This window comes from Pseudomonas neuropathica (assembly GCF_051174785.1).
GTDB lineage: Bacteria > Pseudomonadota > Gammaproteobacteria > Pseudomonadales > Pseudomonadaceae > Aquipseudomonas > Aquipseudomonas neuropathica_A.
Genome location: NZ_CP195111.1, coordinates 6,029,098 through 6,046,247, shown reverse-complemented (window position 1 = coordinate 6,046,247; position 17,150 = coordinate 6,029,098). Strand labels below are relative to the sequence as shown.

The following is a 17,150-nucleotide window of genomic DNA, read 5'->3' as shown; positions in this document are numbered from 1 at the left end:
TCTTTTACAACGTCAGTTGCCCGCGCTCCTCCTCAGTCAACTGCTGTTTCGCCTGTTCATCCAGCGTCCCGGCGCCCAACACCTGCACCGGGCTGTTCGGGTTGTAGCCCGCCGCAGGTGTGCGGCTGGCGCCATCACGTGAAGGCGCAAGCTGTTCGTTGCCGAAGCTCAGCACCTGCACGGTGAACACCGAGGCCTGATTCTGTCGCGCAGCCGCTTGCTGCTGCCGCGCGACGTCCTCTGCTGCTTGCGTCGCCGACGATGCGGCGGAACTGGCGGAAGTGATCGCTCCGGTATTCACCGCAGAGACCACCGGCACACCCGTCGCTTTGCCTTGCACCGAAATGTTGGCGGCATTGACCACCGTCAGCGCGGCGATGTTGACGTTGCCCGACACGCGAATCCCCGCCTCGCCGGCATCGATGGTGCCCAGCGGCGCGATCAGGTCGATGTCGCCCGGGGCCACTTCGGCGATCGGGTTGAGCGTGGCGATACCGGCGCCGGTGCTCGGCACCGACGGCGACAGTGTGACGTTGCCCCAGGTGTCGTAAACCCGTTTCGGCGGGGTGTAGACCACGGTGGTTTTCGAGCCGCGACCGGCGTTGATGTCGCCCTCGGCCGACCAACCGAGGATCGAGCCACCAAAGGTGGTCATGATCCGGCTCTGGCCGAGCAAAATGCTGCCCTGCGAATAGAGCTGAATATTGCCCGAGCCCTGAGTGATGATCCCCGCGGTGGACGGCGGTGCCGCACCTTCGATGCCGAACACCTGACCGCCGCCCGGCGTGAGCATCTGGATGTCGCCGCCGAACAGGGTCTTGACCCCTGCCCCGCCGTACATCGTGATGTCGCCGTCGTAACGGATCGAATTGCCCGCCACATCGCTGGTCGGGAACAGCGCCGCAATCGCGTTGCGACCGCGTAGATAACTGCCAGTGCGCGGGCCATCGACGTCGTTGTATTCGAGGCCGCCGGCACGCAGTTCGGCGAAGTACACCTGGCGGGCGAAGATCGCCTGTTCGGTACTCGGCAGTGCGGCGAAGAGGGCTTGCGCCTGTTCTTCGCTGCCGCTGAAGCCGTAGCCGAGGGTCAGCCAGCTCTGCAACTCGTCCAGGTAGGTCTTGACCACTTTGCCCGGTTGCCCGTTGAGGGAAGCGTTCGGATCGGCCAGGTTCTGCGCGTTAAGGTAACGCGCAATGAACCGCGTGTAGTCCGGCCCCTGTACTCCTGCGCCGGCCTGCAACACGATGCTCGCCCCCGATCGGCGGTCTCCCGCCGTGATCGGTCCGAGGCTGGTAATAGCGGCCTGATTCTCCATCAGGATGTTGCGCCCGGCATTGACATCCAAAAGGCCCGGGCCGGCGATATCGAAGCTGCTGTAGAGAATGTCGCGCCCGGCAGATACGCGCGAGACATCCCGCGGGTCGTTGTGAATGAACAGGTTGCCGGTCGAACTGACGTTTTGTCGGGTTCCGCCCAATTCCTCATTCGGCGCGATTGTCGGCTGCCCCAGGAAAGTACCGGACGCGACGATATCGCGACCGGCCATCATCCACACCGGCCCCGCCGCTTCATACCAGGTACGAGCGGACGGGGAAAAACTCAGCGTTTCGCCGCTGCGTAAACCGACCAGATCACCTGTCAAGGCATAGAAACGCGCCGGGCCCTGTACATCGCTCAACCCCGAGAAGGTGTCGGCGCCAAAGGCAAACAGCGGATAACGCAGGTTTCCCTTCGGGATCACACCATCGGGGCTGTAGTTGCTGACCAACGGCACGTTCGCGCTGGCTCCGTATCCCGAGAAGGCAGGCGCAAAGGGGGTCGCGATGGCTGCCGGGCTCGCGCCGGACTGATTGATCGCATAACCGCCGGCGTAGATGGAGTCACCGGCCAGCAACGACAGTTGCCCGTTTGTCGAAGGCGCCAGCAATAACGAGTACCCCACCGCCGGAAACAGATTGCTTGATGCACCGAAAGCGGCCGACGGTCCCACATAGATGGAACCCTGGGCTGCAACGGCCCGAAGAATCGAGGGGTATACAAAGCGACCATCAGTCGGCGAGCTGTTCATCCCGCTTACGGTTTGAGACGACGTCGTGATGACTTCAGCCATCTGTGTGCTCGGTGTGAGATTGCCTCCGGCGGAAAACAGATCGATGGCCGTGTGCCCGGTCCACAACGAGAAGCCGCTCAGTCCACCACCCGCATGGACCTCGCCATTGTCAGTGGTGAACGGCGTGGAGTTCTGCAGCCTGACCCGACCCGGATCCGCCGCGCCCCCTATCACCAGGTCGCCGCGTGTGCTGATGCGCATCCCCGAATCACCCGGTATCAAGACCACGCCACCGCCGGCCGCTCCGGTGCTGGCACTGAACAAATCGTAGGCTCTGGTTTCCCGGGCGTCCTGCTGGAATTGCTCGACGCCATATTGCAGGTTGATCGCACCCGCAGCAGCGCCGGTCAGCTGTGCCGCACCCCGTAGATTGATCAGGGCGCCTTGAAGGTCGTGTCGCGGCGGTGTCGTGCCGTTCTGCCCCGACCTCGCCTGCAATGACGGATTGAGCATGCCGCCAAGACGAATGTCCATGTCGCCACCGCCGGTCAACTGCAGGCTACCGTCAGCGCCAACGCGGCCGGTGCTGCCCACTGCCACGATCAGTCCCTGACTGCGGGGGTTAAGCAACTGATCGCCTATGGCCCTGAGCATGCCTGCATCCGCGCCAGCGCGCAGGCTGATATTGCCGCCGCCCAACGTGCCGAAGCCGGTGAACCCGACCAGGTACGCCCCGGTGTCGGTGCTCTGGTCCGGCAAGGGCTGCGTGGCGTAGCTGCCGAAGTTGATCCACCAGGCCGTAGGCAGATCCGCCTTTCCGTCGCCCTGACGCCAGAGCCAGTTGCCCACAGCAACGCTGGGGACCTGTTCACGCAGTGGCGCGTTCATTGCGTAGCTGCGCCGCCCGAGCGTGTCCCCCGACACCGAGCCACCGGCACCGATCGTCAGGTTGCCGCCCATCTGCGGATACCACGCCTGATACAGGCTTTCTGAACCGCCATTGACCCATTTTTCGTAAGCACTGCCGGCGCTGCCCAGTACCGATCCATCGTCAGACAAGCGGCCACGGGCCTGGTTGAAACGTGAATCGACATCGCTGGACTGAGTGCCCGCCGTATAAACGCCGAACGGTGAGTCCATGCGCAGATTGCCCGCAGCCATCAAATCCAGATCGCCAGTACCGGTGCGCAGCACGCTGAACATCTGCGAGTGGGGATTGGCGGTTATCCCGCCCTTGTTGGCCAGGCAGTTCCCCGGATCGATGTCGCACCAGAACAGATCGTCGTCACTGACCGGGGTTCCGGCGGGTATGCCCATCATGTTGCCATCCGCCCACAGGAACTTGGCCGGTGGGAGACAGACCCCGGGAATCAGATCGCACCAGAAACTGTCCTCATCGCTGACGACGCTGCCCGCCGGATACCCCAACGGGTTATCCGCCGACCAGGTGCTGTCGAGCTTTTTCTCGGTGACGATAATCCCGAGGTGAGTGTCTGCCAGCCGTAAGTCACCGGCACTGGTGACGGGTTTCACCACACGACTGTCAGCGGCTTCCAGGTCGGCACCCGCAACCATCCGCATCGACCACGATGCGCTGCCCGACGGCAACATGCTCGCGATCGCCCAGTTCGCGCCTTGGCGTGTACCGTTCAATGAACGAAGTTCGATAAAGGGTGTGTCGGCAGCCAGCACCACATCGGTCATGGACGGAATCAGGGAGCCGCGCAGCAGCGCCAGCGACCCACTCAACTTCGCCCCCACCGAACGCTGCTGGTCATCCAGAACACTGGGCAGCGGCACGCCTTTTGGCCAGAGCATGGCCTGCATCCCGGTAGCCTGAGCGAGTCGGGTCCCGGCGCCCAGGCGGCTGCCGGCCGGCAATATCACACTGTCATTGAGCAGCGTTCCGGCGCCATACAGCAGGTTACCGGAGGCATCGTGTACGGCTGCGCTCAACACGGTGCCGGCCGGCAACGTGTAGGGGCCGGCGAGCACGCCCTCGGTGGGCAACAGCGTACCGCTGGCGAGGACGGCGGCCTGGATCGGCAAGTCATAGTTCAGCTTGACGCCCGCCGGGAACAACGTGCCCTCGGCCAGCGTCACGCCCGCCCCGGGCACAATCAGATCGCCGCCAAACGGCTGAACGCCCGGCAGCAGTTTCCATCCCGCATCGTCCACGGTTTCCGGTGGCGGCGCGAAACCATCGTTGATGCTGCCGTAGATGTCCAGGTCCCCCCCGGCTCTAATCACCAGGCTCCCCGCCTCGCCAGAACCGTAGAGCGAAGTTTTGCCGGTGTTCGGGTTGAGACTGGCGTAACGATAGCCGGACAAGTCCAGATCGCCCTGCACCACCAGATCGCCGTCGGCGGTTTTACTCGCAATCTCTACACCTGGTCGCAAATGGAAGGCATCGGCATACCCCGCATTGTTCAACCCTGCCAGTTTGCGCTGCAACAGATCAGCGTTGCCCAAGGCTGCATTGATGAACAGGTCGTTGTCACCGTGGATGCGGTTCAGGTAAGACTGGTCGATGATTTGATAAGGCCGACCGCTGGCCGCCGGATCTACCCCGTCGGCGGCATCGGTATAGCGGCGCACGGCATTGAGCCCAATGGACCGCGCACCCTGGATGATCAACGCGCCACGGGCATCGATGGCGATGTCATCGGCGCCCAGTCGCGGTGCGTTCAGTTCCAGTGTGCCGCGCAGGCGACCGTCATTCTGACCCGCCAGGGTGCCGACTGCCGCGTCCGTGCCATGGCGCAGGTCAATCCGTGCACCGGGAGCGAGGGTCAGCAGGCCATCGCCGGAGCTGAGCTCGACCATGGCCCGGTTGGGCGCGTCGATAATCTTGCCGTAACTGTCGACCCGCAGTACCCGACCGTGAGCATCCAGTACCGCGCCGCCCGCCACATTCAGGCCATGGGCGGCCGACAGGCGAATATTGCCGACACGTTCGCCGCTGGCATCGACCAGGCCGTTCACCGTCAGGCTGCCGTTGTCCACCGATACCGAGACCTCGCCCGCCTTGAGGCCATCGCCGATCACCAGGTCGCCCTGTTTGAACTGGAAGTTGCGACTGCCGAAGACTTGCCCGGCGTTCAAGCGTTGGTTGAGCGCAGCAAACTGTTCATTCAGCGCTCCACCCAGGTGTTGCGCGCGTATGTCCACGCCAGCGGATTTGTAGGGTACCCACGTGCCGCCGGCATCGTAATGCCCTGTACTGCTGCCACGGATCTCGCCTTGCAGATCGACCTCGCCCGCGGTGTCTGACAGTGCCACGACGCTCAGATTGCCGGCCTGATTGTTCTGCGCTGACAGATCGATGCGCGAGCCGGCCGCCTGACGAATATTGCCGTCGCGGCTGTACAACGCCACGTCGCCGCCCCAGCTGTACTGATTGATATCGTTGAATGGCAGGGTGCGGCCCGCCAAGTCTAGGGTAGCCCCGCTCGTCAGGGTCAGATCGCCCTCGGCCTTGACCTGCAATTTGCCGCTGGCCAGCGCAATCCGGCCGTCGAGCACCACATTACGCCCCTCCAGCGTCAGTTCGGCACCCAGTGCATCGGCGGGCGCCACCCCGGTCGGCCCGCTCAATACCAGACTGCCGCCGGCCTTGAGCGCATTCACCGAGCCGCCCTCCCCGGTCAGCAGAGGTGTGCGCAGGTTCAGGTTGCCGCCGCTGTAGAGATAACCCTTGATCGGGTCGTAAGCCCCCTGCGTTTCATAAACCGCGAGGCTGCCCTTGTGGTTGGCGGTAATGCGGTCACTGGCGTTGAGGTTGACGTTGGCAAAGCCCAGCGCAAGACGAGCGTTCTGATCCAGGCCGTTGGGTTGGGAATAAGGGCCGTAGCCAAAATCGATGCGCTGAGCCTCGATATTCAGCGTGCCGTGCCCGGTGCCCGCACCGCCGCTGGCCACGGCCCCGGGCGCCTGAGTGGTGCCGTTCCAGATCAGGTTGGCCGTGCGGATGGTCGCCACGTCGCTCGTATCGCCCAGGCCGTAGATGGCCGGGGTCGTGATCATCAGATTCTGCAACCTGCTGCGCCCGGTCTGAGGATCCAGAGTGTCCAGCGCGACGCTGCCGTAGAAGTTGAACGCGTCGCGAGTGGTCAGGCTGAGCGTTTCCAGGGCTGGCGCAGCAAACTGAGTATCGCCGCGCAGCAACCGGTCCAGCACGCCCTGATTCAACGTCAGGCCGGCAGGCAGGCGACCGACCGCCGCCAGTGTTTCAGTGGTACCGATGTTGACCGCACCCACAGCCAATGCCAGGTGACGGGTGCCGAAACGCACCGCTTCGGCCAGTTCGAACTGATTGTTGGTGGCCGCCGTAATGCTGCCATTCGAATAAAGCATCGCCGGATTGGCGCATGCCTGGCGATCGCAGGTACCGATGCGGATGCTGCCAGACGCAGTGCTGACGTTGACCTCTGGCGCCAGCACATTCGTCCAGCCGTTGGACACCACCAGCAGACTCGCGGCGCCGGGCTGATAGACGAAACCGCTCGAGGAGTCGTACGGCACCTCGCCGCGTCCCAGAGAGTTGATGCCGGCACCGGCCTCGACCGTGATGGCACCGTCCCCACTGTTGGTCCAGAGCAGCACTTCGGGTGCTGAAAGCAGCGCACCTTCACGCAAGGTAATGTTGTAGGTACTGCCCGTGAAACTGACGATGTTACCGGCCGTGCCGTAATTCACCGTCGGGGTCGCACCGATCGCCAGACGAGAAGCGCCCAGCCGGTTGAGCGTATCGGCATTCAGCGAGACGCCGGCAAAGCCTTTCGTGGCTGACTGCCCGGTGGCGAGAATCTCAAAGCTGTCGCCACTGCCGCCACGAATCACCGCCGTCCCGGCCACGCCTCCCTTGGCGGCTGCGAAGGCGATCCGGCCGTTGAAGTCCAGCGCGGTATCCTGCTTGCCCCCAGCAATGACGAACAGGTTGAGCGCTTTGGCGTCCATGGGCGCCAAAGCACGCGGAACACCCCGGCGCGCCGCATCGCTGACGATGAACTGCTCCAGTGTGGTTTCGTTGTATTGCGAGTAACGCCGCAACACATCCGCCGATGTCACGATGACCTGGCTGGCGAGGTTGTCCCGCACACCGGTATTGGCAATCGACATCCGCGCACTGCTTGTCCACGAGCCGTTGCGCATTGCAACCGCGCCGTTGGTGGCGCCCGGGGCGGCCTGGCCGTTCACTTCCACCCGGAACGCGCCCGGCAGCAACGTGAAGGTGGAAGGCAACAATGTATAAGTGCCTGCCGCCAACCCTGGCACGCCGCTGCCCAGGGTGATCTGCTGACCGATGCGCGGATCGACCGCTCCCGCTTCCCCCAGTATCGGTGCGTAGGCACTCTGATCGCCCGGGACAATGGCGTACACCGGGTTGCTGGCCAGCCCCGGCAGACTGAACGTTCCATCGCTGGCATTACGCACCAGTGGACTGAACCGCGCATCGGTGGAGCCACCGCGACCGGAGACAAACCCGGCACCGCGCAAATCTCCGCCGCCCGACAGGTCGATCAACGCGCCGGACTGCACATCCACGTACTGCGAGCGCAGGCTCACCCCGGCGCTGTCGCCACTGATGCCTTTCAATATGATCGGCGCGCCGTTGTAAAGGTATTCGATACCGTCGGTGGTGCCGCCATAAGGCATCACCAGACCGGCCGCACTGACCGACGTCGTACTCCCGGGCAGCAGGCGCAGTTCCTGGGTTTTGGTCAGCAGATCACCCAGACTGATGACGCCCAGAGGCGCACGCAGAACACCGCCCTGATCGATCCGGCTGGCGCTCATCGCCAGCGTGCCAAACACCGAGTACGGCAGCGCTGTCGGCGCCGGCCCCTGGCCAGTGATGCGCAATGTCCGATGGGTATCGGCGAGAGAACTCTGACTCTGATAGCCGACCCGGACTTCGGCCGAGACCCCGCTCGCAGGGTAGATCTGCGCGGCGCGCAGATTCAGGTCCCCCGGTGTCCACAACTCTGACTTCACCTGGCCACTGGTGGGCGCAAGAAACCGCACGTCCCCGGTGCTGGTCAGCGATACCTGGTCAAAGCCGCGACGGCTGACTTCAACCGGGGCGTCGTTGTTCTGCAAGATCGACCCTTGCGCGCCGAACGACAGGCTGTTGGCAATATCCAGTACGTTGGCATTGACGTTGAACTGCGCCGGCGAAACTTGCGCAGTCGGACTGTTCAGGACCCGGGGACGAATGGTGCCCACCACACCGTAATAAGTCCCCACACCGGACAGCCGCACCGAAGGCGCTGATAGATTGACCCGCGTCGAGTCGCTGGAAGTCTGCGCCAGGGACAAGGCCCCCGCATAGAGATTCAGACTCTGATTCATGTGCAGGTCGACGTCGCCGTCAAATGACAAGAGGCCGTTGCTGTACAGGCTCAGATTGTCGAATCCGCCCGACATCAACGTATCGGTGCTCAGGCGGGCATGGCCGTAACGAAGAGTGTTCGCGGCGTCACCGGGCTTGAGGTCCACGGGCAACACTGCATCGCCCGGTCCGTGACCAATGACGATTTCCCGAGCTCGCAGAACCTCGGCACCCGCCTTCTGCGTAGCGTACAGCGGGGTCTCCAGAGCTACCTCCAGCCGTCCGCCGGCAGCACCGCTGCCACCTGAAGCGGCGCGCAATTGACCATTGATCCACAGGCCGTTATACGAACTCAGGCTGATACGTCCGCCATCCGAGGCAACGCGGGTCGGCCCCTGCCCGGAGATGTCCAGCACGGCCTGCGTCCCGGAGGCATCCAGACGTGCGCCTTCGCGCACAATCAGAAATGCATCGGCCGCCGTCGCCGTCGCACGCTTGGGATCGATTTCGCCGCCGATGATAATGCTGCCGCCCTTGTCGACCTGACCGTAGACCCGACCCGACGCATCGACCGCCGTGTGGGCACGCCCCGCGACGTCCAGCAGCGCCTGCTCGCCGATCCAGATCGAGCGGTTGTGCGCCTTGCTGTCGGCTTGTTGCTGTGAAGTGGCAACGTCGATCGAGCCGAACTGTTGCTGACGTATATCCAGGGTTCCGCCCCAGGCCTGCAGTTCGCCTTCCAGGGTGATCTGCCCGGTCCCGCGCAGATTGATCCGTTGTCCGGGATCGACCGTGATGCGCGATCCGCGTCCCAGCGTCAGGGTGCTGGCGGTGTCGAACCGGTCGAGTTCACTCGAGCCGGCTTGCAGCGCCAGACTCGCACCGGCGCGCTGACTGAGTACGCCCTTGAGCGGGTCTTCCTGATACAGCGTGGGTGTCCACCGCTCCATCGCCTGGCTCGGGTCGACCCCGCTGACCGGATTCAGCGTTGTGTCGGCAAAACGGTAGACCGGCATCGTCACATCGATTTGTGTGCCCGCCGTCACCTCCAGACCGTTCAGACCGGTAACCCGGTAGGCAGAGAAACCGTTGTCGAACAACTCGGGCGTCAGCTGCAAGGCATGTTCGGGCAGCGTGTCTGCGGACGCACCGATCCGCACCCGGTTGGCCTGAATAGCCAGCGTACCGCCGCCCGTCACGCCATGACCGAGAATGTCGCCGGCCATCGTCAGATGCGAATCGCCCAGCGCAGAAATCGCGCTGGACTCAAGACTCACGTCGCCACCCTTGCCGCCCCGGGTCTTGCCATTGGCCAGAATCGCACCACCGGACGACACATCGATCAAGCTGCCCGTCGCCACATCGATATCGCCACTGCTGCGGATCGAGACCCGGCCTCCGTTCAGGTATCCGAGACTTGCCACATCGTCCGGATCGGTACGCAGATTGCTCCAGAGACCACGGGTGTCGAGGCGTACATCCCTGGCGATTGTCACCTGCACCGGTTCACCCGCCGGTGCAGCAATCAGCATGTCGTCAAGGGTGCTGCTGCGCAGTTGGTTCAGCACGTTGCCCAGATTCAGACTGCCGCCGCGCGCCGTCATGTCGGCCGCAACACGGACATCCGGTGCGTACAGCGTGATGTCACCCCCGGTGTCTACCTTGAGCGCGTCGTTGACTTCAATCCGCTCAAGCGCCGAAATCTTCAGTGCGCCGAGATCAAAGCCATTGAGCTGGCCGGCGTCGAGAAACAACTTGCCCTGACGGTCTTGCGCGACGGCGCCGTTCAGATCCCCGGTGAATTCCTCGTCCCGCCGTTCGCCGCCGATCAGAACCTGATCCAGCAGCGGATTGAGGGTGTAGCGCAATCCGCCGGACGCCGCCTGATAGCTCGGCAGATAACTGCCGACAATCAACTGCGCGCGCCGTGCCAGCGCAGTCTGGCTCTGCTCATAACCGTCGATGACCGCACGCGGCGTCTGAGTCTGTCGTTCACCCTGGAAAACCTCACCCAGCAGTTGCCCGTCCAGCACCGCGTTTCCAGTGCTGACCACCAGTTGCCCGGCATCGCGACCCACGGTGTAACCCGACTCTGTACGACTGGACGGTGCAATCAGCGGGTTATAGAACGTGCGGGTCTGGCCCCACCGCTCACTGTGATCCTCGTAGCCCTTGTACAAACCGTTGTAGAGCTGATCCCCCGGGGCACGCGAGACTTCATAAAGGCGACCGTCTGCACCGCGCAGCCAGCTCTGTCGAATCTCGCCGCTTTGCACATCGAGGGTGCCGCCGGACAGGTTGATCAATGATCCTTTACGCGTGACCACGTCTTTGCCGGCAAAACTCACTGTGCCGCCCTGCGCCATCCACTCGCCGATGCCATGCCCCTGGGTGCCCAGATAACCGCCGACTTCCAGCAGGCCACCCGCGGTGTACCAACGGTCCGTCGCATAGCCATTGGTGCCGGCCGGCACGTAGACCAGTTCACGCACATCGACCCAGACATCGTTACTGTTGAGCGCGCCGCTCTCGCGATTGACCGACGCATCGCGCTGCTCGTTGCCCTGCACGTTGATCTTGATGTTGTTCGATTCCATCGCCACCTTGACGCCGACAGCGCCGGCAACGTCGATCACCGCGCCTTCGCCAACCAGGCTGCGACGCTGCGCGGTGACAGCGACCTGCCCCCCGGTGGCCAGGGTGATCGAACCGTTCTGGAATTCGACACTGCCGCCGCTCTGAAGATCGATACGCGACTGATCGCCACGAATCCTGTTATTGAGGTTGACCCCGCTCAGGGCGGCCTGATGCTGACTGTCCAGCGCCGTCAGGTCGCTGCTGTCGAGCATGACCGCCGTGACACTGCCGGGCGCCAGGGTCACGCTGCCGCTCGTGTCACTCGCCGGATTGAGCAGGTGAATGGTCCCGCGAGTGGCGACCGAGGTGCTGCTCAGCAACACGCCGCCCTGCTCCACCTCATGCCCGGTCAGGGTGATGTCACCCGTGGCAGCCTGAATCAACCCGCTGTTGCTGACCCGGCCGCCACTCTCGCCAGCCTTGAAGCCGGGCGTGACTTCGTTGCCAAAGGTTGTCGAAAACGTGTTGCCTTCTGTGCCTGAGCCTTTGCGGATGTAAAAACGATCACCGGCACCCAGCACGGTCTGGCCTTTGGCGGTGTTGAGGGTGCCGTCATTGACAACGTCTTTGCCGAGCAACAGCGTATAGCCACCGGCGTCGGTCGAGACGGCGGGCTTGTGGGTTTCAATCAGCGCACCGCGCTCCACCAGCACCTTGCCGGCGGCATCGGTGAACGTCGGCTGGCTGCCGTTGCTGTCGAAATACAGACCACGATCCCGGAACTGGATGTCGGTGATATTGGCAGCGGCGGCCACCAGGTTGCGCACGTTGACCTGGCTGCTGCCGCTGAACACGATGCCGTTGCGGTTGATCAGCATCACCGTGCCGTCGCCCTTGATCTGGCCCTGGATCTGACTGGCGCGTGCGTTCGGATCGTTGACACGGTTGAGCACGGCCCAATTCGACTGCTGAGCAAATTCGACTGTGGTATTTCGCCCGACGTTGAAGGTCTCCCAGTTGAGAATGGCCTTGTCGGCCGTCTGCTCGATCTTCACGTTGATCTTGCCATCGGCTTGCGTCTGCTGCGGGCCTTTGGCGTTCAGCCAACCCTGAGTCAGGCTGTTGTCGACCTTGAGGCCGCCCTCGCCCAGCCCGTCCGGAACGGTCTGCAGACTGCCCAGGGCCACCGCGCGCCCGGCAGCCTGAGCCGCCTGCTGTGCGGCAATGGCCGCCACGGTGTTGTTGAGGGTCTGCAACGAGCGTTGCAGTTGCTGGTTGGCTTTTTGCTGCTGCGCCAAGGGTGGCGTCATCCCCGGCAAACCAGCCGCACCGGGCCGGGCGGCCGCGGCTTGTTGCGCAGCGCCCTTGGCCGCGAACCAGCCAGAGCTGAACGCGGTCGCCGCCTCGGCACTGCCGGCTACCAGACACAATGCCACCGCGTGCGCCAGGGGCTTGAGCAACCACAGCGCCGGATCGGCAACGTCACGCCTGAAAGTCTGGCCAGGGATATTGCGACGGGATGGGCGAGCGAGCATCACTACGAGATCCTTTTTGATTGCCACACGAAGCTGCAGGCCAGCAAAAACCTGCTGTTACGACATAGGCTGTTGGCGAGGGCCACGACCGAACGGATGTCACACAAACTTCATGATTGAGGTGTAAATCGGCCAAAAAAAATGGCAGCAGCCCGAAGGCTGCTGCCATTTCATTGTGCGTGTAGCAGGACTTACAAAGGACGACCCACGCCGTTGCAGACGCTGGCGTTGTTGATGTCCAGGTTGTTGCCGGAGGAGTTGGTGATGAAGTTGGCGGTCACAGCGTTTTTCCAGTTGGTTGGAACCGGAATGAAGCCGTGGGCAGCGGTAGCAACAGCGTTGCCTGGAGTGCTGTAGTGCTGGGTCAGGAAGGCCTTCACGTCAGCGGCAACAGCGGCGTCCTTGTAGCACTGGCCGAAGATGAAGTTGGTGTAGGCCGCCATGGCATAGCCGGTCCCTGGGTTGGCTACGACCGGTACCCACTGCGCCGGGTTGGATGGAGTGGCTGGCAGAGCAGCCGATGACAGGGCAGCATTGACGTTGGCGCTGGTAGGCTGAACACCGTTGATGCGCGCCACAACGGCGTTGCTCGACGCGTTCACACCGTCCGGACCGACATAACCGATCGAACCGTTTACAGCGTTCACGGCGGTAGCGACGTCAGCCGTGTTGACCACACCTACCCAGTTGCCCGGCAGCGGAGAGCCACCCAGGCGAGCGCTGGTAAAGGTAGTGTTGACGGCGAACTGGCCAGGGCACACCGAGTTCAGGTGACGAGTGAGAATTTCAGTGGTACCGCTGGAAGCCGTGCGATAGACCACGCGGATCAGGGTCGGGTCGGTTTTGGCGTCGTTGTTGAGCAGTTCACCCCAGGTGGTCTTGGCACCGGACAAGGCGTCGCACAGTTGCGCGCTGGTCAGGTTGAGGGTGGTGTTGCCAGTCTTTTTGTAAGGGATCGCTACCGAGGTGGCAACCGATGGCAACTGAATCAGCGGGCCGTAGGAAGTACCGAAGTTGGCGGTGTAGTTGCTGAGTTCCGTAGCGTTGAGAATCGAATCGCTGGCAGCGAAGTGCACAGTGCCGGTGGTGCCGAATTGCGAAGCGGTGTTGGACAGGAAAGCACTTTTGCCGATGCCGCTACCGGTCACGGCGTAGCTGAAGTTGGCAGGCAGGATGCTGTTGGCAGAACCTTTGTACAGAGCGGCAGGCAGTGAGGCGCCACCACCGGTTACGTTGGCGGCCATGGCCTGGGCGGAAGCCAGGGCAGCGACGGTCAGGGAAGCTGCGATCAGAGTGCGCTTGAACATGAAGAATCTCCTTTTCAACTAGGTTTGGGAACACAGGTTTTCGGGTGACTTGCATGACACTGGGAGGACTCACCGGGGCCCTCGCTAGCGTTGGCCTTGGTTAAGTCGCACTGAGAAATTCGCAGCTTCCGGTGACAGATAAAGGAAAAAACCTCGGGAGGTGCGAGGTGTTTCTGAAGGGATTTTCTCGGGAGGTTGTCGGGTGCAGCGCAGGGTCTGGATCAGGGGTTTGGCGGAATCGGGCTGGAGGCTGTGGCGGGTGGTTGCAGATGACAGAAAGGAGAACCCGAGGATGGTTCTTTTGAGGGTCGGGTGATGCTGAAACCCTGGAAAAAAGATTGGATTATTTGTTGCCCTGACTGGCCTCTTCGCGAGCAGGCTCGCTCCCACATTTGAAATGCGTTCCCCCTGTGGGAGCGAGCCTGCTCGCGAAGGGGCCCGATCAGACACCCTCAAAACAGCAGACTCCTACTGGACCAGTTGATTGATCTCCCACATTTGAAATGCGTTCCCCCTGTGGGAGCGAGCCTGCTCGCGAAGGGGCCGGCCCAAACAGCATCAATACTTCAGACACACCACTACTGGACCAGCTGATTGATCTCAATGATCGGCAACAACACCGCCATCACAATCACCAGCACCACCCCGCCCATCACCACAATCATCAGCGGCTCCAGCAACGCGGTCATGCCCATCGCCCGCCGCTCGATATCCCGCGACAGGGTTTGCGCCGCACGCTCGAGCATCGGTGGCAACGATCCGGTTTTCTCGCCACTGGCGATCAAGTGAATCAGCACCGGCGGAAACACATTCTCCACGCGCAACGCCGCCGCGAGGTTCACGCCCTCGCGCACCTTGGCCGTGGCCTCAGTGACGCTCAAACTCAAGCGATCATTGGACAAGGTCTGCCGCGCCGCCTCCAGTGCGCGCAACAACGGCACGCCGGCGCCGCCGAGAATTGCCAACGTCGAGGCAAAACGCGCGGTGTTCAGACCGAGGATGAAGCGCCCGAACAGCGGCAACTTCAGCACCCGGTGATGCCAACTCAAACGCGCCGCCGGATTGCGCAGATACAGCCGCCAGCTCCAGAACGCGCCTGCGATGATCGCCGCACACAACCAACCCCACGCCCTTATGAAATCACTGGCGTTTAGCATCGCCAGGGTCAACCCCGGCAAATCCTGCCGTGCCTGGGAAAACGCGCTGACCACCTGCGGCACCACGTAACTGAGCAGGAAAATCACAATGCCGATCGACACCAGCCCGACCACGCCCGGATAGATAAACGCGGTGAGAATCTTGCCGCGCAGGTTGTTGCGCTCCTCGATGTAGTCGGCCAGCCGTTCCATGACCTGCGCCAGATCGCCGGACTCTTCCCCCGCCGCAATCAGCGCACGATAGATCTCCGGGAAATCTCGCGGCCGCGCCGCCAACGATTCCGCCAGACGCATGCCGCTGCGCACATCGGCACGCACGGCGCTAAGGGTGTGGGCGATGTGTTTTTTCTCGGCCTGCTCCACCGTGGCACTCAGCGCGGCCTCCAGTGGCAGACTGGCACCGAGCAGACTCGCCAATTGCCGCGTGGCCCAGGCCAGGTCGTTGTCCGAGAGCTTGGCGCTGAACAGTCCACCACCGCCGTGCTGGGCAACATTGCTTTCCTTGTGCACCGACAACGCAGTCAAACCGCGCCCGCGTAATGTTGTGAACGCGGCAGCCTGGCTGTCCGCCTCAAGGTGCCCGGATTCAATCTTGCCGGTCGCGTCGGCGGCTTCAAAACGATAGCGATTCATCAGGCGTCCCGTGTCACACGGAGGATTTCTTCAGGGGCGGTGGCGCCACTGCGGATCCAGCGCTCACCGTCCTCGCGCAGGCTGAACATCCCGGCCTTGGCGGCTGATGCACGCAAGGCCTGCTCCCCTGCCCCTTGATGGATCAGGGTGCGGATGTCGTCGTCGATACAGAACAATTCGTGGATGCCGGTGCGGCCGCTGTAGCCGGTTTGATTGCACGCTGGGCAGCCGACCGGGCGCCAGGTGCCCGGTGTCGCCGGGTCTTCCTGTTTGCATTGATTGCACAGACGTCGCACCAATCTTTGCGCTAGCACGCCGAGCATCGAAGAGGCCAGCAGAAACGGTTCGACGCCCATGTCGATCAAACGGTTGACCGCCGACACCGCGTCGTTGGTGTGCAGCGTTGCCAGAACTAGGTGCCCGGTCAACGAAGCCTGCACGGCAATTTGCGCAGTTTCGAGATCGCGGATTTCGCCGATCATAATGATGTCCGGGTCTTGGCGCAGAATCGCCCGCAGCGCCAGGGCAAAGGTCATGTCGATCTTGGCGTTGACCTGAATCTGGCTGATGCCCGGCAAGTCGTATTCCACCGGGTCTTCCACGGTCAGGATGTTACTGGTGCTCGCATCGAGTCGCGCCAGTGCCGCGTAGAGGCTGGTGGTCTTGCCGCTGCCGGTTGGCCCGGTGACCAAAACGATGCCGTGGGGCTGGCGGATCAGGTGATCGAGCTTGGCCAGCACCTGCGCGTCCATGCCGAGGGTTTCCAGATGCAGACGCCCAGCCTGTTTGTCGAGCAGACGCATCACCACCCTTTCGCCATGCCCGGTCGGCACAGTTGAAACACGAATATCGATCGGCCGCCCGGCCACACGCAAGGCGATGCGACCGTCCTGTGGCAGGCGTTTTTCGGCGATATCGAGCTGGGCCATGATCTTGATCCGCGACACCAGCGCACCGTGCAACGCCTTGCGCGGCGAGACCACATCACGCAGCGTACCGTCGACGCGGTAGCGCACCACGGAATGCGTTTCGAACGGTTCGATGTGAATGTCGCTGGCCTCGTCGCGGGCGGCTTGGGTGAGCAGCGCGTTGATCATGCGAATCACCGGCGCACCGTCCTGGGTGTCGAGCAGGTCAGTGATTTCCGGCATGTCCTGCATCAAACGGTCGAGATCGACTTCGTTTTCCGCCGCACCGACCACCGCCGCCGCGCTGCCCGTGTCGGCATAAGCGCTGGCAAGCAAGCCATCCAGCTCATCATCGCGCACCCGCTGAATCGTGGTCGCGCCAAACTGCCGCCGCGCCTCACTGATCGACCAGCCCGGCGTTGATGGGCAAACGGTCAACACGCCGTCGCACAAAAGAATGCGCTGCGCCTTGGCCCAGGCGTAAGGCAACGCACTCATCTCATGCCCTCCCCAATCCCTGTAGGAGCTGCCGAAGGCTGCGATCTTTTGATCTTTGGCCGTTTGGGTCCGTCGAAGAGCAAGATCAAAAGATCGCAGCCTTCGGCAGCTCCTACAGGTCGGTTTTCCAGATCAAGGGGCGATGTCG

Annotated in this window: 4 protein-coding genes; all 4 read right to left on the bottom strand. The window is 62.9% G+C overall.

Going from position 1 to position 17,150, the window contains the following annotated elements; all coding sequences use genetic code 11:
* Positions 1 to 4: 4 nt before the first annotated feature.
* Complete coding sequence (locus ACRRSD_RS27180) at positions 5 to 12,499, bottom strand: filamentous haemagglutinin family protein (RefSeq protein WP_435036346.1); 12,495 nt, start codon at positions 12,497 to 12,499, stop codon at positions 5 to 7.
* Positions 12,500 to 12,690: 191 nt separating this feature from the next.
* Entirely contained in the window at positions 12,691 to 13,806 is a 1,116-nt protein-coding gene (locus tag ACRRSD_RS27175; RefSeq protein ID WP_435036345.1) for a substrate-binding domain-containing protein, read from the bottom strand.
* A gap of 578 nt (positions 13,807 to 14,384) precedes the next feature.
* Complete coding sequence (gene gspF / locus ACRRSD_RS27170; protein WP_212622268.1) at positions 14,385 to 15,596, bottom strand: type II secretion system inner membrane protein GspF; 1,212 nt, start codon at positions 15,594 to 15,596, stop codon at positions 14,385 to 14,387.
* Positions 15,596 to 17,002, bottom strand: coding sequence for a type II secretion system ATPase GspE (gene gspE / locus ACRRSD_RS27165; RefSeq protein ID WP_122843689.1), 1,407 nt, complete (start codon positions 17,000 to 17,002; stop codon positions 15,596 to 15,598). Before gspE ends, gspF begins: the two co-directional genes overlap by 1 nt.
* Positions 17,003 to 17,150: the final 148 nt, after the last annotated feature.

What these genes read in the sequence shown, in the direction of transcription:
- ACRRSD_RS27175 (WP_435036345.1), bottom strand. Translation starts at nt 13,806, where the DNA reads ATGTTCAAGCGCACTCTGATCGCAGCTTCCCTGACCGTCGCTGCCCTG.
- gspF (WP_212622268.1), bottom strand. Translation starts at nt 15,596, where the DNA reads ATGAATCGCTATCGTTTTGAAGCCGCCGACGCGACCGGCAAGATTGAA.
- ACRRSD_RS27180 (WP_435036346.1), bottom strand. Translation starts at nt 12,499, where the DNA reads ATGCTCGCTCGCCCATCCCGTCGCAATATCCCTGGCCAGACTTTCAGG.
- gspE (WP_122843689.1), bottom strand. Translation starts at nt 17,002, where the DNA reads ATGAGTGCGTTGCCTTACGCCTGGGCCAAGGCGCAGCGCATTCTTTTG.